Source organism: Streptomyces sp. NBC_01439, assembly GCF_036227605.1.
Classification (GTDB): domain Bacteria; phylum Actinomycetota; class Actinomycetes; order Streptomycetales; family Streptomycetaceae; genus Streptomyces.
Window position 1 is genome coordinate 8,659,509 of sequence record NZ_CP109487.1, and the last position, 23,547, is coordinate 8,683,055.

Genomic DNA, 23,547 nt, shown 5'->3' on the forward strand with positions numbered 1-23,547 from the left:
GGGAACGGCGTCCTCGAGTCAGGCCCGGCCGCCGGCGCCGTGTTCGGCACCGTCGCGGAACTGGCCTCCCGGCTCGGCGCGGTCATCTTCAACCCGAGCCGCGGCGCAGTCGTGTGCGGGGCGGAAGAACACGCACGCCTTCCGTCAGGGATGTACGACGGTGCCGTCGTCGTCGACACGACGGGTGAGGCCGTCGAAACCGCTCTCACCGGGCCGCGTCGTTCCTCACACGCCCTCCGCACACGGAAGATCATTACTCTGTACGGGTGCTCTCATACGACGAGTTGACCTCACCGGAACGTGAACTCTGGGACGCCTTCCCCGAGGGGCGCCGCGTTGACCTGGGTGCTGGCGCGCCGGAGGACGTCCCCGTCGCCGAGGGCGGGCGGTGGGGCCCCGAGCGGACGGTTCGGGCCGCCGTGATCGTGGCCCTGCTCCAGGGTGCGCAGACCGTGCAGCCCGGTGGCGTCGCGTGCCTGAGGCTTGCCGGGGCGCGGATATCCGGGCACGTCAACCTGGCGGGCGCCCAGATCGCCCACACGTTCCGGCTCACGGACTGCTGGTTCGAGGAGGGTGTGGACCTCTCCGGGGCGTCGACCCGGTCGATCGGGCTCGTGGGCTGCCGGGTGCCGGGCGTGGAGGCCGGCCTCATCCGGGTCGAGGGACGGTTCGACCTGCGGCGTTCGCGCCTGGTGAGTGGCCCTGCCTCGCCCTTCCACCGCAGGTTCACCGCCTTGTCGCTCATCAACGCCCATGTGAGCGGCGCCGTGAACCTGAGCGAAGCCGAGATCACCGCACCCGGGGAATGGGCCGTTTCCGCCGGGGGACTGGTTGCGGAGGGCGGCGTCTACTGCTTGGACGGATTCGTCGCCCACGGCGAGGTCCGTCTCATGGGGGCGCAACTGCCGGGCGGGCTGCACATGCGGGGCGCAGTGCTGGAACGCCCGGGTGGGCGCGGGGTGCTGCTCGCTCTGGACAATGCGGTGGCCTCGACGCTCGATTTCTCCGACGGGTTCACCGCGAACGGGACCGTGCGGCTGCGAGGGGCCCGGATCTCGGGCGACCTGACCTTCGAGGGGGCCGTGTTGAACGGGCCGCCAGGCGGCCGGGGCCCGGCCCTGGCCGCCCCGCTGATGCAGGCCGTCGACTTCGACTTCACCCCCGCCCGGCCGCCGTCCGCCATGGTGGACCTGCGGGGCGCGCAGGTGTCCCACCTCCACGACGGCGACCGGAGCTGGCCGGAGGTGGTGGAGCTGGACGGCTTCGTCTACGGCTCCGTCAAGGCGGGCGGGGTGGACGAAGCGGGCGAACGGCGGGACTCCGTGGCCCGTCGCGTGACGTGGCTGCGGCGCAGTCCGGGCTACAACCCCCAGCCCTATGAGCAGTTGGCGAGCTGGTACCGGAAGTCCGGCCACGACGACGACGCCCGCCGCGTGCTCCTGGCCAAGCACCGTCATCGGCGTCGGACCCTGCCCCTGGCCGCGCGCGCGTGGGGGCACCTGCTGGACGTGACCGTCGGCTACGGGTACCGCCCCTGGTTGGCCGGTGTCTGGCTCCTCGCACTGACCCTGGTGGGCGTCCTGGCCTTCGGTACCCACTCTCCCCAACCGGCCAAACGGGACGAAGGCGCCCCGTTCCAGCCCCTCGTCTACACGCTGGACCTCCTGATTCCCATCGGCGGCTTGGGCCAGCGCACGGCCTGGTACTGGACACAAGGCGGCCTCCAGTGGCTGGCCCACCTGCTGATCGCCCTCGGCTGGGTGCTGACGACGGCCGTCATCGCCGGTGTCACCCGCACCCTGCAGAAGAACTAGGCCCGTACTCCGCAGGTGACCGAACCGGCTGGTTCGGTGCCTGTTGGGGCCGTGGTTGGTGGGGCGTCGCGAAGTCTTCCCGGCCCCCGCGGCCACGGACGGTGCGCCCGCGCACGGAAGGAGTGGTCAGCGGCGTGGTGGAAAGGCGTCTGGGCACTGGCCGGAGGCCTGAACGGGCTGTCCCTGGCGCGCCACGGGCCTCCTGCCCCTCCCTCGGCGTCGGTGGGCGTACGGGGGATGACCAAGTGGCCGCCGGAGGCGCGTACCCTGTGGCAAGCTCATCTCCCCGGGGGAGAGGAACAACTGATGACCCAATACCAATGCGGATCGTGCTCGTATCAGAGCGACCATCTCGGCGAGGCCCAACAGCACTCGGACCAGACGGGCCACGTTTGCGTCGGCAAGGACGGCGCCGCGCCAGCCGCCGGAGGTAGGTTCGGCAAAGCCGGGGTCGTGGTTAAGGCCGGCGCCAGCGTTCTGGCCGCCACCACCTTCGGGGTCCTCGCCTGGAAGTACAAGAGGCTTCATGAAGAGCACGAGGAGCTCCAGGTGGAGCACCAGGGGCTCCTGTCCATGGCTGCGGGACTGGTCGTGCAGTTGGCGGAGTCGACGGCGGAGAACGACTACCTGAAGTCGGCCACCGGTGCCTCGAAGACGCTCAAGAGCTACGACCGCTGAACAGCGCACCGGGGTGCCGTGGCGGGATCTGCCTGCGCGTTTCGGCAAGTGGAAGACTGTGTGCGAGCACGCAAGAAGCCACCCCGGGTTCCGGGAAGACGGACGCCCCGGCAGCACCGCCCCGATGAGGGGCACGGACGCTCCCGGGGCGGGCTGACCTGCAAGATTCATCTGCTAGGTGAGGGGGTTGCCGGCCTCTCGCCTTCCTCATCACGCCGGGTCAGTGGGGCGACGCGCCGCAGCTCGGTCCCGTGATGGAGCGTGTCCGTGTCGCCCGCCCGGACGGTGGGCGCCCCCGGACCCGGCCCGATCATCTCGGCGGAACCGCCGCCACCTGCGCCGACGCCAGGTCAAGCACACCATCCTCGAACCGAAAGAACCAGCGGGCAAACCGGCAGCGCCGCGGCAACAGGGGCGGCCGGCCCACCGGCTTCGACACGACGATCTACATGCGCAGGAACGAAGTGGAACGCACCATCAACGCGCTCAAGAACTCCCGGGCTGTCGCGACGAGATACGACAAGAGGGCCTACATCTTTCACGGCACCGTCACCGTCGCAGCCGTTCGGCTCTGGCTCCGGTCCCTATCGGAGTGAAGGAGCTGGCACCCGTCACGAGAAGATCGCGTGCACCTGATCGACCGCTTCGGGTCCGTAGCCAACCGCGCCCACGGGGACTGCGCCATTGATCGCCTCGATCACACGCCCGGCCCATACCGGCCCGAATCCCCCGCACAGTTCAATCAGTTGCACGCCCTCGCTTACCAGGCGGCGCGCGGCCTCGATGCCCTCCTCGGGCTTCTCCACCCCGACGAACACACTGCGGCACGTACCCGTGTCCACGATGCTGACATCGCCACCTGCCGCGCTGCCGTCCGCCGTGTAGATGAACCCCCAGTGTGTGAGCGCCATACGTATCGACCTCCTGTGATCGTCAGAGCCACCAGCCAAGCAGAGTCAGGGCGGGAATGGCCTGGAACGAGACAAGCCGTGAGTGATCTACGCCGCACTCCGGATGCCCGCACCGTTCGAGCACAGCAACACGGCCCGCTAGCGCATGATCCGCCGGACGGCTCCTGGATCCGTTCTCCGCAGGTCATCCGTGCGGGAAGGACAACTGATCGCAGCGGGCCGAAGAACGGGTCGGCCTTCGCCAGGAGCGCGGCGATCACCCGGAAGCCGCCGTCCGGTTGCGGGCAGCCCTCGACGGTGCCGGCCAGGGGCGAGGCCCGCCCGCATCCTTACGAGGCCGTTGCCGCCGCCCGGCGTGCCGCCCGTGGCCGGGCCGACGTCGTCCACCCGTGGTTCCACGCCCGGAGGCAGCGCCCTGGCCTCCCCCTCGACCGAGACCTCCACGGTCAGCCCGGCCGCCGCGGCCTGCCCCACGAGCGCGGGGCGGCGGCCCACCCCGTGCCGATCTGCGTGAAGACGGCCACGAGCAGCGCCGAGCGCCAGGCCGGGCCCCGCCCGGTCCGCTCCACCCACCGCCGCCACGGGGGGACCCGGGCGCTCGCGCAGCTCTTCCATGCAGCCACGCTAGACGGCCCGCGCCGTCACCCGCGTCACCCCGGCGTAGCGTTTCAGGCGTACTCCCCACGTAGTGCCCGTACCCGGCTTTTCGGACTCGAGGACGACGCCATGACCTGCGGTGAGGGGTGATCGACACTTGCTGGTGAAGGCGGGCGGATCAGGCTAGGTTGCACGGAAGCGGAGGCTGTCGTGGACATCCGCCCCCGGCACCCGCCGGTTGCCCCTCTGCCGTAAATTGCCCAACGGTCCGCCGGGAAGGCGGGGCAAAAGGTACGAGTTGGGGCAGGTGTAGGCAGGACATGGCACGACGCGGACGTATGGAAGCGGACCGAAGTGCCACCTCCGCCGCGCCCGCGGTGCCGGGCTCCGAGATAGCCGCGGCAGCCGACGGCGGGAGCGCGGCCCGGGGCTGGCTCCGACTGGGGCGGGACGGGCGGCTCACCGCCTATGCGAGTTGCGCCGAAGGCCTGGTGCGCTGTACCGAGTCCGCGCCCGGCTCCGACATCTGGCAGGGCCCCGAACTGTTCCCCGTCGAGGGCTGGGCGGGCCGGTTCACGCTGGCCCAGGACTCCAACGGGTTCGTCTGGTTCGCAGGCACCCGCTACCGGGAGGGCGCGCCGGGCGGCCGCGAGCTCATCATCGCCACGCAGTACCAGACCGGCCGCCCGCTCGGCGACTGGCGTGCGGTGGGCAACCCGTTCCCGGAACGCAAGCGGGACCAGGCGCGCGGGCCGGAGCAGCTCCCGGGTCAGGAACAGCCCGAGTCGGGGGCGGAGTCGGGGGCGCCGCTGCCCCCACCCGGAGACCCGATCGTGCTCCCCGACGGCACCGGCGCGCTCCACATCCTCTCCACCCGCTTCGGCGTGGGAGCGCGCGGCCGGACCCGGCGCGCCGATGGCGCATGGGGCAATTGGGTCGACTACCAGGGCAAATGGGTGCGCGGGTCGGTCGTCCCGCTGGTGACCGCCCAGGGGCGGGCGGAGTTCCTGGTCACCTTCCGGGGCGGGGCCTCGTACTGGGGCCAGGACGCGCCGGGAAGTGACTTCAGATGGCTCGGGCGGATGAAGGCCGATGCCGTGGAGGGGACGTACAGCTCCTACGAGACGGGTCCCGGCACCGGCACCTACTTCTGGCGCCACCCGGCGGACGGCGGCGTCATCGCCTACCGCCCCCAGGCTCCCGCCGGACCGGCGCCCGCGCTGATGCCGTTGGGGGCGCGGGCGGCGTCGGCCCGGTGGGTGTCGCCCGGACGCGCATCGGCGGGTACGACTGCACCGTCCTGCTGCAGCGGGGAGCCGAGGGTTACCCGGAGATCGCCGCCTACCCGACGGAGGGCGAGCAGTACGGCACGTGGTGGGCCCCCGTGGGGGACCGGTGCGCGGGGCTGCCGGCCATCTCGGCCGATGCCCGCGGCTCGGTCACGATCGCGATGATCGGCATGGACGGTGGGCTGCTGGTCGCCCGGCAGGATCCGACGGACCCCGGCCTCGCCTTCGGCCCGTGGGCCCGCGTGGGGTGATCCACCTCACCCGAATCCCCGTCCAGCGGCGAGTGGAGCAATGCTTCCGCGTCCCGCCCCCCGGGCCTACCAGGAGTTGGCCCGTTTCGCGGGTGCGGGAAGCGGCCGCTCCTTCGCAAACGTGAAGCTTCGGGCGCGTGACGCGCTCATGAATACTTGCTCGCCATTAAGTGATTGGCCTACGCTGCGCAGACGCTGTCAAGGTCGTATAAGTGTGCGGTCGGCTGCGGTGGGGCTGGTCGAGTGTTCGGGGAGCGGCGGGTGACCGGATTCAGGGGCGGGTCTGGCGGTGCGCCCCGGCAACTTCCGGTGCGCCGTGAGAAGTGTGTCTATCGAGGAGCTTTCTGAGTGGCAGGTATGCCCCGCCTGAGTGTTGTCGTGCCGTTCATGGACGTTGAGATATACCTCCAGGAATGTCTGGAATCGATAGCCAGGCAGACGTTCTCGGCACTCGAAGTGATCATGGTCGATGACGGCTCGACCGACTCCTCGACGGCCATAGCCGCCGACTTCGCCCGCCGCGACCCCAGGTTCAAGCTCCTGCGCCAGGAGTCGATGGGGCCGGGGCATGCCCGTAATGTCGGCATTCGGGCCGCTCATCCGCAGGCCGAATTCCTCGCGTTCGTCGACGGCGACGACGTCATACCCGAGTACGCCTACGAGCTGCTCGTGCAGACCCTCTAAGGCTCCGGTTCCGATTTCGTATCGGGCAACGTGCAGATGATGAACTCCACCAAGAGGTGGCAGTCCCCCCTGCACAAGGCGCCCATGCAGAAGAGCAGGCGCGGCACGCACATCACCAAGCTGCCGGACCTCATCTACGACCGCACCGTGTGGAACAAGGTGTTCCGCCGGTCCTTCTGGGACTACCACTACATCGCCTTCCCCGAAGGCGTCATGTACGAGGGCTCCTGGGTCAACATGTTCGCCCACTTCCGCGCCGCCAAGGTCGACATCCTCACGGACATCGTCTACTTCTGGCGCCGGCGCGAGGGCGGCGCGGCCCCCTCCATCACCCAGCGGCACACCGAGTTCAGCAACCTCCAGGACCGTGTCTCCGCGGTCCAGTCGGTCAGCCGCTTCCTCGCAGGCCACCGCGCGCGGTCCTACTCGGACCACAAGCGCAAGTACGACCTGGCCTGCCTGAAGTCGGACCTCATGCTGCACCTGAAGGTGCTGCCGGACGCCGACGAGGAGTACCAGGACGCCTTCATGCAGTGGGCCAACGAGTTCCTGGACGAGGCCGACGCGGACATCATCCAGGAGCTTCCCGCCGACGCCCGGGTCAAGTGGCTCCTGGTGCGCGAGGGGCGCCTGAAGGAACTGCTCGACGTCGTCGAGTTCGAGCGCAAGGGCGGACCCATGCCCGTTCAGCGCCGCTTCCACCGCTACCTCAACTATCCCTACCTCGGCGACCGTTCGATCGGCCTCGACAAGAGCGCCTACCGGCTCGACAAGGAACTCTCGCTCCACGGCTCGCTGATCCGGGCGGCCTGGGACGACAACGACCACCTGACCCTGGAAGGGTCCGCGTACGTCCGCTTCATCAACGTGCACAAGCGGCACATGTCGATGAAGGCGATCGCGCTGCGCAACAAGAAGCAGGGCCGCGTGGTCGTCGCCAAGGCGAAGACCACCTACTACCCGCAGGCCACCGAGTACTCCAACCAGAACCGCTACTGCTACGACTGGTCGGGCTTCCAGGTCAGCTTCGACACCAGCCGCCTCAAGCGCAAGGGCGAGTGGGTCGGGGGGACCTGGGACGTCGCCGCGGGCGTTCTCAGCCGCGGCCTGTTCCGGTACAAGGGCATAGCCCGGGGCGGCGCCGGCAGCGCCGCCAACCCGCCCTATCGCTACGTGGACAAGAACGTCCGCGTGGTGCCCCTCTTCCTCCAGGGCAAGCTCAAGCTCCGCGTCGAGACGGTCCGTTGCCGCATCACCCGGCACCGCCTGGTCGGTGACCACATCGAGCTCGGCGGCGTCTACCTCGGCCCCAAGCTCCCCGAGTGGGCCAAGTTCCGGGTGACCAGCATGAGCGGCGCCGGCCGCCACGACTCGTGGGTCAACTTCACGCCCGGCGGCGAGGGTTGGTACCTCTTCGTCACCCGCATCCCCGTCAAGGCGCTCGTCCCCGGACACCGCACCAATTCCTCGGACGGGGTCCCGGAGACCTGGAACACCGGCGCCAACGGTTGGAAGACCACCTTCCACGTCGAGGGACGCAAGGCGGCCATCTACCCCGTCATGGCGGAGGACGCCACCGACGGCCACTACCGCATGCCGGCCGGGCTGCAGACCGACGGCGGGGACCGCGAGGTCTTCGTGCACCGCAACGGCTCCGGCTACGTGGTGCTGTTCGAACGGGACACCCTGCCGCTGGCCAAGTCCGCCACCTGGCGCGAGGACGGCTCACTCGAGGTCGTCGTCGGCTACGCCGCGCAGGACATGCTCAACGCCTCCGAGTACGCCATGGCCCACGTGGTCGTACGCTCCCGCGCCCACGGCGCCGAACGCGTCGCCCCGATCACCTGGTACGGCGACGAGTTCCGCTTCGCCGTCACCCCCGCCGCGATGCGCACGCTGGCCGGCGACATCCCGCTGGCCTCCGGCCGCTGGGACTTCTTCCTGCGCCGCCAGGACCACTCCGCGGTCGCTCCGGAGGACCGCTCCGGCGACCTCATGATCAAGATGACGCAGGACCTGATCCCCACCCTGCCGCGGGACATGGCCAGCAACGAGCGCCGCTACGAGCTGCAGTCGGAGGCCTACGACCGGCTCTCGCTGCTGGTCCACTCGGCGATGCCGGACGAGGCCCGCGGCCCCTACCGGCAGAAGCTGATGCGCACCAAGACGTATCCGGCGGCCCGCCGCAAGCCCGTGATGCAGGCCGTGCTCTTCGACGCCTTCAAGGGGACCCAGTACTCCGACAGCCCGCGCGCGCTGCACGAGGAGATGGTCCGCCGGGGCCTGGACCTCGAGCACCTGTGGGTGGTGCGCGACGACCAGGTGGAGGTTCCCCCACCGCACGACCGGTGCGCATGTGGTCCCCCGACTGGTACGAGGCCATGGCCCGGGCGAAGTACGTCGTGGCCAACAACCACATGCCGGACTGGTTCGAGAAGCGCGAGGGACAGGTCGTCGTGCAGACCTGGCACGGCACCCCGCTCAAGCGCATCGGACACGACATCGAAGCCGTCCACTTCGCGGACAAGCGGTACCTGGAGCGCGTGGAGAAGGAGGTGCAGAACTGGGACATGCTGGTGTCCCCGAACAGCTTCAGCACCCCGATCCTCAAGCGGGCCTTCCAGTTCCCCGGCGAGATGGTCGCCCCCGGCCCGCTCGTGTACTCCTCCCCGGAACTGATCGGGGCGATCCGCAACATCGACTGCATCCAGCACGGTTACGCCGCCCGCTACCGCTGGTTCCAGCAGGAATTCTGCGACCTCGACGACGGCTACGCCTCGGCCAGGCTCGCCGACCGCATCCTGATCGCCGGCGGGGACCTCGACCCCGGCCAGGCGCAGGCCCCCGCGGTCGGAGCCGTCCGCGGCCGTGCGGCGGGTCCGGCGGGTCCGCGAGCCGCGGCGGGGCAGACGGGTCAGGCAGGTCAGGCAGGTCACTGGAACGGAGGCACCCTCGGTCAGGTGCCGCGCCAGCCGGCGAGAAGAATGGATTCCGAGCATGTCTAAGACAGCCCAGAGCACGCGCCGCGTCTTCACCGGCGTGGACGCCTCCGGGGCGGTGCCCATCGAGTATCGGTTCTCCCACGCACGCAACGGCAACCGCCATCTGGTCGTCGTCTTCGCGAACCGTTACGCGACCAACGAGTACGGCTGGGCCAACGGCAAGCTCGACCTGCTCCGCTCCAACATCCTGTGGGTCCGCGACCTGTTGGACGGCGCGAACACCTACTACCTGTGCAAGGGGATGGACTTCTCCCTGGAGCAGTCCGTCGCCGGGCTCATCTCGCGCGTCATGGGCGCCCTGTCGCTCTCGCCGGACCAGGTGACCATGTTCGGCAGCTCCAAGGGCGGCAGCGCGGCCCTGTTCTTCGGCCTCAAGTACGGTTTCAGGAACATCGTGGCCAGCGTGCCCCAGTTCCAGATCGGCACCCGCGTCAAGGAGGGCAACCCCGAGGCGGTCCGGGTGATGATGGGCGAGGCGACGGAGCACAACGTACGCGTCCTCGACTCGGTCCTCCCCGACCTGGTGCACAGCGGAGCGAACCGCTCCGCCAACATCTACCTGGTCACCTCGCCCCAGGACGAGCAGTACGCGAGCCAGGTGGAGCCGTTCGTCAGGCTGTTCCAGGCACACGAGAACTTCAACTTCGTCTACAACGACTCTCCCCTCATCACCGACCACGGGAAAGTCACGCTGCGCAACCTCCGCACCCTGATAGGGCTGTTGAACCTCCTCGTCGAGGGCATCACCCCCCGGTTCGGCATGATCCGCAACGGTCACGAGGAGCCCAAGCGCGACACGTCGGCCATCGACGCGTTCCTGACCCAGACCTCCCTGGTGCAGAAGGACGACTCCTTCCCCCGGCCGGTGGTGCTGACGCCGACGACGGAGGAGCGGGTCCCCGCGAACATGGTCCGTTTCACCGGCACCGCCGTGGGCGCCGTCCGCATCAGCTTCTGGCAGGACGGCAAGCACAAGGGCTCTGCGCCCGTTGCCCCCGACGGCACGTGGGTCTGGGAACGCAGCAGCCCCTGGCCCAAGGGGAGGCACGTCATCAGGCTGTTCGCCGCCGACGCGAACAACTACCAGACCGAGCGCACCGAAGCGGTCTTCACGGCCGTGGAGAACGCCTCCGCGGCCCTGCCCGAGTACGATGCCGCGCCCCCGCCGATGCCCCAGCCGGCGCAGCGCCTCGTGCTGTCGGTGACCGCCCCGGCCGCCCACCAGCAGCTGCCGGGCCCCGCCGTCGGCTTCGCGGGGTACGCCCCGGGCGCCGTTCGCGTGGACTTCCAGGAGGGCGGAGCCGCCCTGGGCACGTGCGAGGTGCGGGCCGACGGCAGTTGGCAGTGGGAGCCCGGCTGGGCCTGGAACCAGGGCGACCACTTCGTCGAGGCCATCGCGGTGGACGCCGTCGGCAACGCCTCCCCGTGGACGGCCGTCCCCTTCACCCTGATCATGAACTCCTACCCCGTACCCGCGCAGGGGGCGTTCTTCAACCCACGGTACTGATCGTGGCCGGGTCCTCGGGACGGGGCACCCGCATCACCAGCGGCCGGTGGTCGGACGCCTTGGTGTCCACCACCTCGCAGGCGGTGCGGGGCAGCTGGGTGAACAGGTAGTCGATCTTCGTGCCGTCCTTGAGGGTGGCGCGCCCCTTCTTCGAGCTGCCCTTCTGGTCGCACTCGCGGTACGTGGTGTACGGCTCCGACGGCCAGATCCAGGCGGAGGCGTTCCGGTCGCCCACCGGCGGCGGGGTGTTGAAGTCCCCGCCGAAGATCGTGGCGGCGTCCGTCGACGCGGCGGCCACCAGGGAGCTCAGCTGGTCGTCGCGGAAGTCCCAGTCCGGGTGGTCGGCGTCGCTCTCCCGCAGCGACAGGTGCGCGTTGCACACCCGCAGCCGCTGGGCCGGGACCCGCGCGCACAGGATCCCGCGGTGCAGTCCCACCGTCGGCTGCTCGCTCGGTATCGCCTCCACGTCGGCCAGCGGGGACCCGGCCAGCAGACCGTAGCCCGCCTGGCCCCGGCCCTGCCCGGTGCAGCCGACGGGCGTACGGCCGCCCGCCGAGTCGACCTCGGCGTACGGTTCGAAGGCCGTGTGCCACTGCGGGCCGAGGGCGCGGGCGAAGGACTGCAGGTCCTCGGAGCACACCTCCTGCAGGAGCAGGACCTGGACGTCGGAACCGTCGATCAGTTCGCCCAGTTGCCGGAGCTTCTCCTTCGGGCCCCCGGTCTTCTCGCAGCCCCACTGCCGCACCCCGCACATGTTCCAGGTGGCCACGGTGACCTCGTCGGCCTTCCCGGGGCCCGCACCGGCGCCCGTGACCGGATCCTGGCTCTGCGCCGAGGTGCACGCCACCGCGGTCAACAGGCTCAGGGTCGCCGCCGTGCGGCCGAACCGGCGGCGGAGCACCGCCGCCGCGACCACCGCCCGGTCTCCATGTGTCTCTGCATTCGGACATCATTGGGTATGAGCCGGTCAGACCGTGCACCGGGCCCGGCACGCCCGCTTCCGCATCCCGCCGCGTGCCGTGCGGTACACATCGGAAGACCAGGCCAAACGCGTGTGACGAAGAGCGATCGGCTGGCGTAGGTTCCTTCCTGGCCCGCCGGTCCGGCGCGTCATCTCGTTTTCGTTCCCTGGGGGTTCTTCAGCATGTCCGCAATTCCGGTCGGCCCGCCGCCGTCCCCGTACGCCGCACCCGATGTGAAGGGCATGCGGTTGCGCGCGCCCGTGGGCCTGGCCATCGCACTGACCGTGCTGTTCGCCTTGGTCATCGGATTCGACGTCTTCGGCGTGTACGTCGACTGGAACTCCCGCTCGATCCTGGAAAGGCTGTTGGCGGATTCCGCCGCGGTCAGCGATGCCGAGCTGGACCAGGCCGACCGTCTGGCGGTTAGGGCCGGCATGTTCCAGGGCCAGGCCGCCATCGTGACCGGCATCGTCTTCATCATCTGGTTCCTCCGGGTCCGCACGAACGCCGAGGTCTTCGCCCCGGGTGCGGAAAAGCTCCCGCGGGGCTGGGCCATCGGCGCCTGGTTCATACCGTTCGCCAACCTCGTGCTGCCGTACCGGATCGCCGTCACCACCTGGATTTCGAGCACGCCCTTCGGCGCTGACGGACAGCAGCGGTGGTTCCGCTTGACCCTGGTCAACCTCTGGTGGGGCACCTTCGTGCTCGCCAAGGCCCTGGGATGGTACGGAGGTCGCTCCTACGCCAGCGCCGAGACCACCGAGGGCGTGCGCGACGCCGTCACGACGATGCTGGCCGCTGACCTCATCGACATCGTGGCCGCCGTCCTCGCCGTGCTCTTCGTCCGCAGGTTGACGGCCATGCAGCACGCGAGGGCCGCACGGGGACCGGTCGTCGCAGCGGTGTAGCGGTGCTCGTGCGGACACCCCCTAGGGTGGGGTGGTGACGAACGCGAGTACGAGACCGAGCGGTGACCGGGTGCTGTACGGGTGCATGGGCCTGGGCGGGGGCTGGGACCCCGACCCGTACGGGCCGGCGGACATCGACGCCGCCGAGGCGGCCGTCGCCGCCGCCCTCGACATCGGCATCACCACCTTCGACCACGCCGACATCTACCGGCACGGGAAGGCCGAGGCCGTCTTCGGCGAGGTGCTCGCTCGCGCACCGGGGCTGCGAGAGCGCATCACCCTCCAGACCAAGTGCGGGATCCGGCTGGGCAACAAGGACCGCCCGGGGATGTACGACCTGCGCGGGGAGAGCATCACGCGGCGCGTCGAGGAGAGCCTGACCCGGCTGCGGACCGATGCGATCGACGTCCTCCTGCTGCACCGCCCCGATCCGCTGGCGGACGTGGACTCGATCGCCTCCGCGCTGACCTCACTGCACCGCCAGGGCCTCGTACGGGGCTTCGGCGTGTCGAACATGGGCGCCGCCCAGATCGCCCACCTCCAGGCCCGGCTCGACGTCGCGTTGGTGGCGAACCAGCTGGAGATGAGCCTGCACAGCCGTGCCTGGGTCGAGGCCGGGGTCCTGCTCAACACCCCGGAATCCGCGCAGAACGGGTTCCCGTTCGGCACGCTGGAGCACTGCCGCGACAACGGCATCGGCCTCCAGGCCTGGGGCGCTCTGGCGCAGGGCCGCTTCACCGGACGCGAGGAGACGCCCGCCGAGCGGGCCACCGCGCAGCTGCTGGCCGAGTTGGCCCGGCAGAAGGACACCACGCCCGAGTCGGTCCTGCTGTGGTGGCTGATGCGGCACCCCGCCGCCATCGCGCCGGTCATCGGCAGCGCGCGCCCCGAGCGGATCCTCGCTTGCCGCGACGCGGCGCTACGGGAGCCCGAGCTCACGCACGAGGAGTGGTACGAGCTCTGGATCACGGCCCGGGGCGTGCGGCTGCCCTGATCCGACGGGGCGCGGGAGCGGGGGTTAGCCCCAGCGGCTGCCGACCGGGAAGCCGGATGGGACCCTGAGGCGAGATCAACAAGGCTTGTGCCATGACGACTTACCCGCACAAGGCCCTGCTCCTCGCCCTCGCCACGGCCACCGTGGCGGCCTCGCTGACCGCGACCGCCGCCCCGGCCGTGGCCCGGCCCGCCCCAGCCGCCCCGCGGCTCGACTGGCACCGCTGTGCCCATCCGGACGCGCCCGCCGCCCAGGAGTGCGCCGAGCTGCCCGTCCCGCTCGACTACGACGACCCCGACGGCAGACAGCTCACCCTCGCCGTCTCGAGGATCCGCAGCGACCGCCCCGGGGCCCGGCGCGGCACGCTGGTGGTGATACCCGGCGGACCGGGCGGGTCCGGCGTGCAGCGCCTGACGCAGAAGGGCGACGCCCTGCGTCGGGAGCTCGCCGGGGCCTACGACCTCGTCGCCTTCGATCCGCGCGGAGTGGGCGCCAGCACCACCGCGAGCTGCGACCTCGCCCCCGAGGACCGGTACTTGACCAGCCTGCGCTCCTGGCCGGGCCCGAACGGCGAGATCACCGAGAACATCGCCCGGTCCCGGCGCATCGCCGAGGCCTGCGCCCGCAACGGCGGCCCCGAGCTGCGCAGTTTCACCACGGCCAACCAGGTCCGCGACATGGACCGCTTCCGCGAGGCGCTCGGCGAGCGGAAGCTCTCCGCCTGGGGCACCTCGTACGGGACCTACGCGGGCGCCGTGTACGCGCAGAAGTATCCCCGGCACACCGACCGTTGGGTCCTCGACAGCAGCGGCGACCCCGACCCGAAGCGGGTCGCCCGTGGCTGGCTGGCGAACATGTCGCAGGGTGCGGCGGACCGCTTCCCCGACTTCGCGGCCTGGGCGACCCACCCCGACCGGGACCGGGACGGCCTGCGCCTGGCCGCGGCGGCGCAGGAAGTGGAGCCGCTCGTCGTCTCGCTCGCGGCCCGGCTGGACCGCGAACCGAGGACGACGACCCCCGGAGTGCCGCTGACCGGCAGCGGCCTGCGCCAGGCCCTGCAGAACGCGCTCTACGCCGACGCCGCCTTCGCCTCCTTCGCCCGGCTCGTACAGGCGGCGCAGGACCCGGCGGGGACCCCGGTGCTCCCCAAGGAGCTCGCCGCACCCATCCGGAACGAGGACGCCGCGCTCATGGTCAGCGTCATCTGCAACGACGTGGCGTGGCCGGACGCGTCCGTGGCCTCGTACCGGCGGGCGGTCGACGCGGACCGCGCCCGGTACCCGCTCACGGCCGGCATGCCGGTGAACGTACTGCCCTGTTCCTTCTGGCAGACCCCCGTGCAGAAGCCGACCCGGATCACCGACGACGGCCCGTCCAACATCCTCATGATCCAGAGCCGCCGGGACCCGGCCACCCCGCTCTCCGGGGGCCTGAAGATGCGCGAGGCGCTGGGCGACCGGGCCCGGCTGGTGACCGTCGAGCAGGGCGGCCACGGGCTGTACCTCGGCAACGGCAACGCGTGCGGCGACCGGGCCGTCACCGAGTTCCTCACGAGCGGCCGCCGTCCGGCCCGGGACACGGACTGCGCGAACTGAGCCGGCCCCCCGCACCGCTACCGCTTCCCGCGCACGGGCGCAAGCGGGGAGAGAAGCCTCCCGGCAAGGTGCCGGGCCGCGCCCCGTCACCGCCCCGGTCCCGCGCAACCCGTACGACGTCACCCGCCATGCCGGGGTGACGGCGGGACCGGCCGCCCCGCCCCCGCCCGAGGGTGAACTCCGGGCCGCCGCAAGGGTCCTCGCCGACCGGGGCGGCCGCCCGCGGATGCCTCCCGCTCCCGTCCCAGGGTACTTTCCGTGCGGTCTTGGCCCCTGATATCCATCCGTACTTGTGGGTACTGCGGCCGAATGGCGCCGGATTTGATAGTTCTGGACTGGTCCGGTGTGAGAAAGCTGCGGGAAGGACACGGCATGTTCGATCTACTACGCCCGGAGACCGTCATGTGCCCCTTCTGCAAGGCCACCGCCGCCGACGGAGTGGTGCGGACCCTGCGGACCGGAGCGGGGTCACTGTCGGTGACCTGGCACGCCCTCAACTGCCCGCACTACGCGGCCGACCGGATCCTCGCCGAGAAGGAGGGTTGACCGGCGCCGCCCCCGGACTGCTCCGGGGGCGGCGACGTGCGGGAGCGGTCCCCTGCGGCAAAAATGAGGAGGGACCGGCGAGGAGGAGCGGCGCATGACCAGTCCAGCTGAGCGGCTCCGGCGCGGACGGGCCGTCCGCAAGATCACCGGCCGTGCCGCGCACGGTCGGTGGACCGCTTCGCCGGACCGGCCCGACCCCGTCGGGGTGCTACAGCGGCAGGCCACCGACCGGGTGCCTGAACTGCTGCCGATCCGCTACGGCCGGATGGCGGCCTCGCCGCTCGCCTTCCTGCGCGGCGCGGCCTCCGTCATGGCCGCCGATCTGGCCACCGCACCGCAGACCGGCCTGACCGTCCAGCTGTGCGGGGACGCACACCTGCTCAACTTCGGCATGTTCGCCTCTCCGGAACGCGCCCTGCTCTTCGACCTCAACGACTTCGACGAGACCTTCCCCGGACCCTTCGAATGGGACGTCAAACGGCTCGCCGCGAGCGTCGCGGTGGCCGCCCGCGACAACGGACACGGCGACGACCGCGCCGCGCGGGCGGCCCTCGGCGCGGCCCGGGCCTACCGGCAGACCATCCGGGAGCTCGCCGGACACCGCGAGCTGGACGTCTGGTACCACCGGACCGACACCGCCGATCTGCTGCCCCTCATCCGCAAGGGCGAACAGCGCGACCGGGTGGAGGCCAACCTGGCGCGCGCCCGCCGCCGCACCAGCCTGCGCGCGCTCGGCAAGCTCACCGAGGTCCAGGGCGGACGCCGGCGGATCATCCACGACCCGCCGCTGCTGGAGCCCCTCGCCCGGGCGGACTCACGGGAGGTCGACCAGATCTTCGACAAGTACCGCAGCACCCTGCCCGAGGAGCGCCGCCTCCTGCTGGACCGGTTCCGGTTCGCCGACGCGGCGCGCAAGGTGGTCGGCGTCGGGAGCGTGGGCACCCGCTGCTTCATCGTCCTGCTCCTCGGGCGCGATGCCGACGACCCGCTCTTCCTACAGATCAAGGAAGCCGTACCGTCCGTCCTGCAGGGCCACCTCCCGGACGACGAGCACGAGCACCAAGGGCACCGGGTGGTCGCGGGCCAGCGCCGCATGCAGGCCGCGGGCGACATCTTCCTCGGCTGGACGACCGGACCCGCCGGGCGCCACTTCTACGGCCGGCAGCTGCGCGACATGAAGGGGTCGGCCGATCTCGCAGGCATGCCCCCGGGCCTGCTGGCCCGGTACGCCGAGCTGTGCGGCAGGTCCCTGGCCCGCGCCCACGCCCGCACCGGCGACCGCATCGCCATCGCGGGCTACCTCGGCGGCGCCGACACCTTCGACCGCGCCGTGGCCGGCTTCGCGCTCCGCTACGCGGACCGCACCCGTGCCGATCACGCGCTGCTGACCGCCGCCGTCGCCGACGGGAGGATCACCGCGACCAGCGGTGTCTGAGCCGGCCCCGGCACCGGCCTCAGGCCGGTGCGGCGGCCCGTTCCGCCTCCCGGGCCGCCCGGCGGCGCAGCGCGTCCTCGTCGGTGTCGGCGTCGTAGGAGATGAGTTTCGGCAGCAGGGCGGCCAACACCGCCACCGACGCCACACAGGCCAGCCCACCGCCCCAGAAGGCCGAACGGGTACCGGTCCAGCCGGCCATCGTGCCCGCCCGGACCTGCCCGAGCTGAGGTCCCACGCTGTACGAGAGCACCTCGATGCCCGCGAGCCGGCCCCGCAGCTCCTCCGGGATCGTCTGGTTCCAGATCGTCGCCCGGCCCAGCCCGCTCGCCATGTCGCCCGCGCCCGCCACCGCCAGGCACAGCAGCACGAGCCAGATGCCGGAGGACGCGCCGGCCCCCGCGATCGCCAGGCCCCACACCGCCGCACCGAACACCACCAGCAGGCCGTGCCGGCGCATTCGGGACATCCAGCCGCTGGTCATGCCGAGCACCAGCGAGCCCACCGCCCCGGCCGCGTACATCAGCCCCAGCGCCCAGACCGCGTCGAGCTCGTCCGCGAGGAAGGGATAGATCGCGTTCGGGAAGGCGAAGAACATCGCCGCCAGGTCCACGGCGTACGTCCCCAGCAGTACGGGCCGGCTCCACGCGTAGCGCGCGCCCTCGGCTATCCCGCGCAGCGACGGACGCTCGGCCCCCTCCACCGGGGGCGCCGGAGCGAGCCGCAGGCACAGCAGCACGGAGGCGAGGAACCCGAGCACGGTGACGGAGTAGGCCGCCGCGTGACCGGCGAACGCGACGACCACACCGGCCAGCGCCGGACCGGCGATCGCCCCGAACTGGTAGCGCAGCCCGTTGAGCGCGGCCGCGGCCGTCAGCTGCTCGTGCGGCACGATCCGCGCCATCAGCGAGTCCAGGGCCGGCCGCTGGAGCCCGCTCAACGCCGACACCCCCGCCGCGACCACGTACAGCGGCCACAGCAGCGGATCCGGCAGCAGCGCGTTCACCAGGAGCACCAGGGCGAGCACCCCGAGCCCGGCCTCGGTCAGCAGGATCATCCGCCGCCGGTCGACCGCGTCGGCGAGGGCGCCCCCGTACAGGCCGAAGACCACCAGCGGAACGAGCTCCACCGCGCCCATCGCACCGACCGCCAGCGGCGAGTCCGTCAGGTGCTTGATCTGCAGCGGCAGCGCGATCATCGCCATGAACGAACCGAAGTACGTCACCGTGCCCTGGTAGAACAGCAGCCTGAAGTCACGGCCGGAACGGAACGGGGCGAAATCGGGCAGTACGGTGGTCCATCGGGAAGTGCTCACGAGATGCCATCGTCCGTGGGAGGCCCGGCCGGGGCAACGGATTTTCCGCGCATCCGCCCCGTACCGATCACGGACGGGCGAATCCGGCGCCCGGCGCGTGGTTTCCCGGGCCCGGTGTGGCACCCATGGGTCATGCCGCCGGTGTCAGCGTTCCTGCGCACGGCAGCGTCGTACGCCTGGCGCCTGCTAGTGGTCGGCGCCGCCGTCTACGCGGTCTTCGCCGTGCTCGGCCGGTTCCACGAGATCACCGTGGCGCTCTTCCTCGCGCTCGTCGTCGCCGCCCTGCTGTGGTGGCCCACCCGGCGCCTCGCGCGCGTCCTGCCCCGGTCGGTCGCCGTCGCCGTCACCCTCCTCGGCAGCGCGCTGCTCCTGCTGGGGGTGCTCGCCCTGGTCGGCACGGCGGTGGCCGGGGAGAGCACCACCTTGGCCCGGGAGTTCCGCGAGGGACTCGACAGCATCGAGGAGTACCTGGAGCGACCACCCTTCCGGCTGAACCCGAACGCGCTCACCGACCTCCAGTCCCGCCTCGGCGAGTACCTCTCGAGCCACCGCTCCACGCTGCTCAGCCAGGCGCTCAGCGGAGCCGGGCGGCTGGTGCAGGTCCTGACCGTGCTCGCCCTCGCGGCCTTCTCCTCCTTCTTCTTCCTGCACGGCGGTGACCGGCAGTGGTCCTGGTTCTGCGCCCAGCTGCCCCCGTCGGTGCGCGTCCGCGCGGGCATCGCCGGCGGCGCCGCCTGGCGCACGTTCACGGGCTACACCCGCGGGATCGTCCTCGTCGCGGCGACGAACGCGATCCTGGTCGGGCTGGCGCTCTACTTCCTCGGGGTCCCGCTGGCCGTGCCGCTGGCCCTGCTGGAGTTCTTCGCCGCGTTCATCCCGCTCGTCGGATCGCCGGTCGCGCTGGCGGTCGCCGCGGTGGTCGCGCTGGCCGCGAAGGGGCCGTTCGTCGCGGGCCTGGTGGTCGCGCTGATCGTGGTCATCGGCCAGATCGAGGGGCATCTGCTGCATCCGCTGGTGATGAGCCGGGCGGTGAGCCTGCACCCGCTGGTGGTGGCGATCTCGGTGGTCGCGGGGGCCATCGCCGCCGGGGTGGTCGGCGCGGTGGTCGCGGTCCCACTGGTATCGGTGACCTGGTCGGTGCACACGGCGCTGCGCGACGCCCGCCGCGCGGCCGACGACCCGACGGCCGAAGACCCGACGGCCGGCGACGGCGCCGGGGCCGACGAGGACTGAGGGCCCGACGACGGCCGGGAGCCCGACGGAGGACGGCGGACACCGACCGGACGGCGGACACCTGCCGGTCGCTTCCTGCACAATCGCCTGATGAGCGATGAAGACCCCTACCTGTGGCTGGAAGACGTATCCGGCGACGCCGCCCTCGCCTGGGTGCGGGAGCGCAATGCCGAGACCGTGGACGCGCTGACCGTTTCACCCGGGTTCAAGGTCCTCGAGCAGGAGGTGCGCGAGGTGCTGGACGACGACGGCCGGATCCCCTACACCGTCCGCCGGGGCGACCACCTCTACAACTTCTGGCAGGACGCCGACCACGTGCGCGGCCTGTGGCGGCGGACCACGCTGGAGGAGTACCGGACGGACCGGCCGGCCTGGGAGGTGCTCCTGGACCTCGATGCGCTCGCCGGGGCCGAGGGCGAGAAGTGGGCCTGGGCGGGCAGCAGGGTCCTGGACCCCGAGTACCGGCACGCCCTCGTCATGCTGTCCCGGGACGGTGCGGACGCCTGCGTGGTGCGCGAGTTCGACCTGGAGACCCGGGAATTCGTCGAGGACGGGTTCACCGTCGCCGAGGCCAAGACCCGGATCGGGTGGATCGACCACGACCGGGTCTGGATCGGCACGGACTTCGGCGCCGGCTCGATGTCCCCGTCCGGCTACCCGCTCCAGGTACGCCGCTGGCGGCGCGGCACGCCCCTCGCGGAGGCCGAGCTGGTCTACGAGGGCCGACCGACGGACCTGTCCGCCTCCGGATGGCACGACGACACCCCCGGCTTCGAACGGGACTTCGTCTACCGGCAGATCGACTTCTGGAACCAGGAACTCTTCCTGCTCCAGGAGGACGCCGCCGGCCCGCTGCTGAAGATCGACGTCCCGGACGACGCGGGCGCCTCCGTCCACCGCCGGTGGCTGACCGTCACCACCAAGTCGCCGTGGCTCGGCCACGGCGCGGGCAGTCTGCTCGCCTTCGACCTCGACGCCTTCCTAGCGGGGGAGCGCGAGGCAGAGGTGCTGTTCGCGCCGGACGAGCGCACCGCGCTCGCCGGGTACAGCTGGACCCGCAACCACCTCATCCTCAGCACCCGCGCCGACGTCTCCTCCCGGATGGAGCTCCTCACCCCGCCCACCGGGGCCGACGGGGGCGGCTGGCGCCGCGCACCGCTGCCGGGGCTGCCGCCGCTGTCCACCGCCTCGGTCACGGACACGGACCCGGACGTCGGCGACGAGTACTTCCACCACGTCACGGGCTTCCTCCAGCCCGCCACCCTCTACCGGGGCACGGCCGGCGACGACAGCGAGAGCGAGGTCCTCAAGCAGAGCCCGGCCCTGTTCGACACCGCCGGTCTCGCCGTGCGCCAGTACTTCGCGATCTCCGCCGACGGCACGAGGGTGCCGTACTTCGTCGTCGGACCCGAGGACCGCCCGGGCCCCGGTCCCACCCTGCTCTACGGGTACGGCGGCTTCGAGATCTCCATGGTCCCGCAGTACAGCGCGGTCACCGGACGGGCCTGGCTCGCCCGCGGCGGCACGTACGTCGTCGCCGGCATCCGGGGCGGGCACGAGTACGGGCCCGGCTGGCACAAGGCGGCCCTCGGCGCCAACCGGGTCCGGTCCTACGAGGACTTTGCCGCGGTCGCCCGGGACCTCACCGCCCGGGACATCACCACCCCCGCGCAGCTGGGCATCGAGGGCGGCAGCAACGGCGGGCTGCTCATGGGTGCCGTGCTCACCCGCGACCCGGAACTGATCGGCGCGGTCGTCGCGCACGTGCCGCTGCTGGACATGCTGCGCTTCCACAAGCTGCTGGCCGGGGCCAGTTGGATCGCCGAGTACGGGGACCCCGACAGCCCGGCCGACCGGCCGCACCTGGAGCGGATCTCCCCGTACCACCAGATCCGGGCGGACGGGCCCGCGTACCCGCCGCTGCTCCTGCTCACCTCGACCCGCGACGACCGGGTGCACCCCGGCCATGCCCGAAAGATGGCCGCGCGGCTGCGCGAGCACGGGCATCCCGTCCTCTTCCACGAGCACCTCGGGGGCGGCCACGCGGGCGCCACCGACCACCGGCAGACGGCCTTCAACGAGGCCCTCGTTCACACCTTCCTGTGGGAGCGGCTGACCCCGCAGAAGTGATCGGACACCGGGGATAGGTGAACGACAGGCATCCGTACGGGGGATTTGCGGGGCCAGAGGCTGCCGGGGGCAGGGTTGTGCTCCACCATCGGCGGATGCAACCCCGGCCCGGGAGGACCCCATGAGCACCCCGTACGCGTCCGCCGCCCCGTACTACGCCCGCTACCGGCCCCCGTACCCGGCGGAGCTCTACGCGCTCCTCGTGGACAGGTTCGCGCTCGACGGCTCCCAGACCGTACTGGACCTCGGCGCCGGACCGGGCACGATGAGCCTGCCGCTGGCGCCGCTGGTCGAGCACGTCTACGCCGTCGACCCGGAGCCGGCCATGCTCGCCGAAGGGTCCAGGCTCGCGGAGGAGCACGGTCGCAGGAACATCTCCTGGCTGTGCGGCGACGCCGCCGGCATCGGCCGGCTGTGCCTGCCCCGGATCGACCTGTGCGTCATCGGCGGGGCGTTCCACCGGATGGACCGGGCGCGGGTGCCGGCCGACCTGGACGCCCTGCTCGCGCCACGCGGTGGGATCGCCGTCGTCACCTCCGTGGCGGCCCCCTGGCCGGTCGTCGTCGACGAGGTGCGCGCGCGCTTCCTCGGTCCTGACCACGGGGCGGCGCCGCGGGCCGTGGACCGACCGGCGGCCGAACCGGGCGGCGAACCGGGCGGTGAACCGGCGGACATGGAGGAGGTGCGGGACGCGGAGGACCACCTCGCGAAGTCTGCGTTCTCCCGCGTCGAGACCACCACGTGGGAGCGGTCCACGCGCTCCGCGGTGGACCAGGTGATCGGCCTGCAGTTCTCCCGCGCCCGCTCCGGCCCTGCCCTGTTCGGCGAACGGAAGGGCGCCTTCGAGTCCGAGCTGCGCCATGCCCTGCTGGACCACTACCCCAGCGGCACCTGCACCCGGACCGTCACCGTCGCCGTCACCCTCGCGAGCAGGCCGCGGCGGTGACCGCGAGCTGCGTCCACCGCTCCGGACCGGCCCCGCTCTCGCTGCGCGCCGGGCAGGCCACCGCCTGCCGCGTGATCTCACGGCCCAGCCGCGTCGTCCCGCCCGGTCCGCGCTCGGCGAAGGCGCGCGGGCGCGTACGCGTACGCGTACCGATCCGGCCATGACCGTCCGGGCGCCGTTGACCGCGTGCGGGGGCCGTGGAAATCTCGACGCCCGGTCCTGGGACGGGACTTCCGGCAACGCGGGAAGGGCGGACACATGGCGGTACGTTCACTCAGGCTTTCGGCGGTCGCGCTGCTCGCGGCGGGGGCCCTGCTGGGGGTGGGCGCGGCGGGGCCCGCGCAGGCGGCCGGTTCCTCCGGCGGCCACCCCCTCGGCGCGGTCGCCCCGGTCGCGCCGAGCGACCCGACCCCGGAGGAACAGGAGCGGCTGCGGGAGGTCGCCGGCTCCATCTGGACCCCGCAACTGGCCGCGGGCTGGAACATGAACGCCGAGGTGGCGGACGTCCTGTCGGAGGCGACCGGTTCCATCCTGAAGTGCTCCGAAGCCTTCGCCCTGGTCCCCAGGCCCCCGGGCTTCGTGCCGGGCCTCGGCTACCTGCGCCAGTACTGGAAGCAGATCAGGGACTACTTCCTGGTGGTCAGGGAGAACCGCACCTACCGCGCGTGCGTGGTGTCGGCGGCCGCCCACTACCGCTCGATCATCGAAATGGCCTCGGCCGGCGTCTAGGGCCAGTACCAGCCCGCAGGGATG

18 protein-coding genes and 2 pseudogenes are annotated in these 23,547 nt (G+C 71.6%); 17 read left to right on the forward strand and 3 right to left on the reverse strand.

The genetic code is table 11. The features are described from left to right. The first annotated feature begins 266 nt into the window (after window positions 1-266). The 3 genes and pseudogenes from OG207_RS39435 to OG207_RS44185 all read left to right on the forward strand — a co-directional run. Window positions 267-1,814 (forward strand): oxidoreductase, encoded by a 1,548-nt coding sequence (locus OG207_RS39435; RefSeq protein ID WP_329105814.1) that lies wholly within the window; start codon window positions 267-269, stop codon window positions 1,812-1,814. 306 nt (window positions 1,815-2,120) lie between these two features. Continuing rightward, a complete protein-coding gene (locus OG207_RS39440; RefSeq protein ID WP_329105816.1) occupies window positions 2,121-2,492 on the forward strand; it encodes a hypothetical protein in 372 nt (123 codons plus the stop codon). Continuing rightward, a pseudogene (locus OG207_RS44185) lies at window positions 2,464-3,088 on the forward strand (IS5/IS1182 family transposase); the annotation flags it as partial. The gene OG207_RS39440 and the pseudogene OG207_RS44185, both read left to right, overlap by 29 nt. A gap of 15 nt (window positions 3,089-3,103) precedes the next feature. On the opposite strand, the gene OG207_RS39450 reads toward OG207_RS44185, so the two are convergent. Continuing rightward, complete coding sequence (locus OG207_RS39450; protein WP_030721350.1) at window positions 3,104-3,403, reverse strand: DUF6506 family protein; 300 nt, start codon at window positions 3,401-3,403, stop codon at window positions 3,104-3,106. A gap of 935 nt (window positions 3,404-4,338) precedes the next feature. On the opposite strand from OG207_RS39450, the gene OG207_RS39455 reads away from it, so the two are divergent. From OG207_RS39455 to OG207_RS39475, 5 genes and pseudogenes are all read left to right on the forward strand, one after another. Further along, window positions 4,339-5,454, forward strand: a complete 1,116-nt coding sequence (locus OG207_RS39455; protein ID WP_329105820.1) for a hypothetical protein — start codon at window positions 4,339-4,341, stop codon at window positions 5,452-5,454. A 473-nt stretch (window positions 5,455-5,927) separates the two neighbouring features. Then, a complete protein-coding gene (locus OG207_RS39460) occupies window positions 5,928-6,224 on the forward strand; it encodes a glycosyltransferase family 2 protein (RefSeq protein ID WP_329105821.1) in 297 nt (98 codons plus the stop codon). Between the two features lie 2,381 nt (window positions 6,225-8,605). Beyond that, window positions 8,606-8,791 (forward strand): annotated as a pseudogene (locus OG207_RS39465) (CDP-glycerol glycerophosphotransferase family protein); the annotation flags it as partial. 3 nt (window positions 8,792-8,794) lie between these two features. Beyond that, a complete protein-coding gene (locus OG207_RS39470; protein WP_329108211.1) occupies window positions 8,795-9,229 on the forward strand; it encodes a CDP-glycerol glycerophosphotransferase family protein in 435 nt (144 codons plus the stop codon). Next, complete coding sequence (locus tag OG207_RS39475; RefSeq protein WP_329105822.1) at window positions 9,222-10,733, forward strand: hypothetical protein; 1,512 nt, start codon at window positions 9,222-9,224, stop codon at window positions 10,731-10,733. The genes OG207_RS39470 and OG207_RS39475 overlap by 8 nt, the downstream gene beginning before the upstream one ends. Here the strand turns inward: OG207_RS39475 and OG207_RS39480 are convergent. After that, window positions 10,717-11,649 (reverse strand): endonuclease/exonuclease/phosphatase family protein, encoded by a 933-nt coding sequence (locus tag OG207_RS39480; RefSeq protein ID WP_329105823.1) that lies wholly within the window; start codon window positions 11,647-11,649, stop codon window positions 10,717-10,719. The genes OG207_RS39475 and OG207_RS39480 overlap by 17 nt on opposite strands. 228 nt (window positions 11,650-11,877) lie before the next feature. Here OG207_RS39480 and OG207_RS39485 point away from each other — a divergent pair, with 228 nt between their 5' ends. From OG207_RS39485 to OG207_RS39505, 5 genes are all read left to right on the forward strand, one after another. Beyond that, window positions 11,878-12,603: a DUF4328 domain-containing protein gene (locus tag OG207_RS39485; RefSeq protein ID WP_329105825.1), complete on the forward strand. Its 726-nt coding sequence runs from the start codon at window positions 11,878-11,880 to the stop codon at window positions 12,601-12,603. 34 nt (window positions 12,604-12,637) lie between these two features. Then, window positions 12,638-13,597: an aldo/keto reductase gene (locus OG207_RS39490; protein WP_329105827.1), complete on the forward strand. Its 960-nt coding sequence runs from the start codon at window positions 12,638-12,640 to the stop codon at window positions 13,595-13,597. A gap of 92 nt (window positions 13,598-13,689) precedes the next feature. Further along, entirely contained in the window at window positions 13,690-15,192 is a 1,503-nt protein-coding gene (locus OG207_RS39495; RefSeq protein ID WP_329105829.1) for an alpha/beta hydrolase, read from the forward strand. A gap of 372 nt (window positions 15,193-15,564) precedes the next feature. Beyond that, window positions 15,565-15,738, forward strand: coding sequence for a hypothetical protein (locus OG207_RS39500; RefSeq protein ID WP_329105831.1), 174 nt, complete (start codon window positions 15,565-15,567; stop codon window positions 15,736-15,738). A 94-nt stretch (window positions 15,739-15,832) separates the two neighbouring features. Beyond that, window positions 15,833-17,173, forward strand: coding sequence for a DUF2252 domain-containing protein (locus tag OG207_RS39505; protein WP_329105833.1), 1,341 nt, complete (start codon window positions 15,833-15,835; stop codon window positions 17,171-17,173). Window positions 17,174-17,192: 19 nt separating this feature from the next. On the opposite strand, the gene OG207_RS39510 is transcribed toward OG207_RS39505, so the two are convergent. Continuing rightward, on the reverse strand, window positions 17,193-18,485 hold the full coding sequence (locus tag OG207_RS39510; RefSeq protein WP_329105834.1) for an MFS transporter: 1,293 nt from the start codon (window positions 18,483-18,485) through the stop codon (window positions 17,193-17,195). A gap of 132 nt (window positions 18,486-18,617) precedes the next feature. Between OG207_RS39510 and OG207_RS39515 the strand changes: the two genes are divergently transcribed. From OG207_RS39515 to OG207_RS39530, 4 genes are all read left to right on the forward strand, one after another. Further along, window positions 18,618-19,718, forward strand: coding sequence for an AI-2E family transporter (locus OG207_RS39515; protein ID WP_329105836.1), 1,101 nt, complete (start codon window positions 18,618-18,620; stop codon window positions 19,716-19,718). Window positions 19,719-19,808: 90 nt separating this feature from the next. Further along, window positions 19,809-21,848: a prolyl oligopeptidase family serine peptidase gene (locus tag OG207_RS39520; RefSeq protein ID WP_329105837.1), complete on the forward strand. Its 2,040-nt coding sequence runs from the start codon at window positions 19,809-19,811 to the stop codon at window positions 21,846-21,848. A 121-nt stretch (window positions 21,849-21,969) separates the two neighbouring features. Continuing rightward, entirely contained in the window at window positions 21,970-22,794 is an 825-nt protein-coding gene (locus tag OG207_RS39525; RefSeq protein WP_329105838.1) for a class I SAM-dependent methyltransferase, read from the forward strand. Window positions 22,795-23,052: 258 nt separating this feature from the next. Then, complete coding sequence (locus OG207_RS39530; protein ID WP_329105840.1) at window positions 23,053-23,523, forward strand: hypothetical protein; 471 nt, start codon at window positions 23,053-23,055, stop codon at window positions 23,521-23,523. Window positions 23,524-23,547 lie beyond the last annotated feature (24 nt).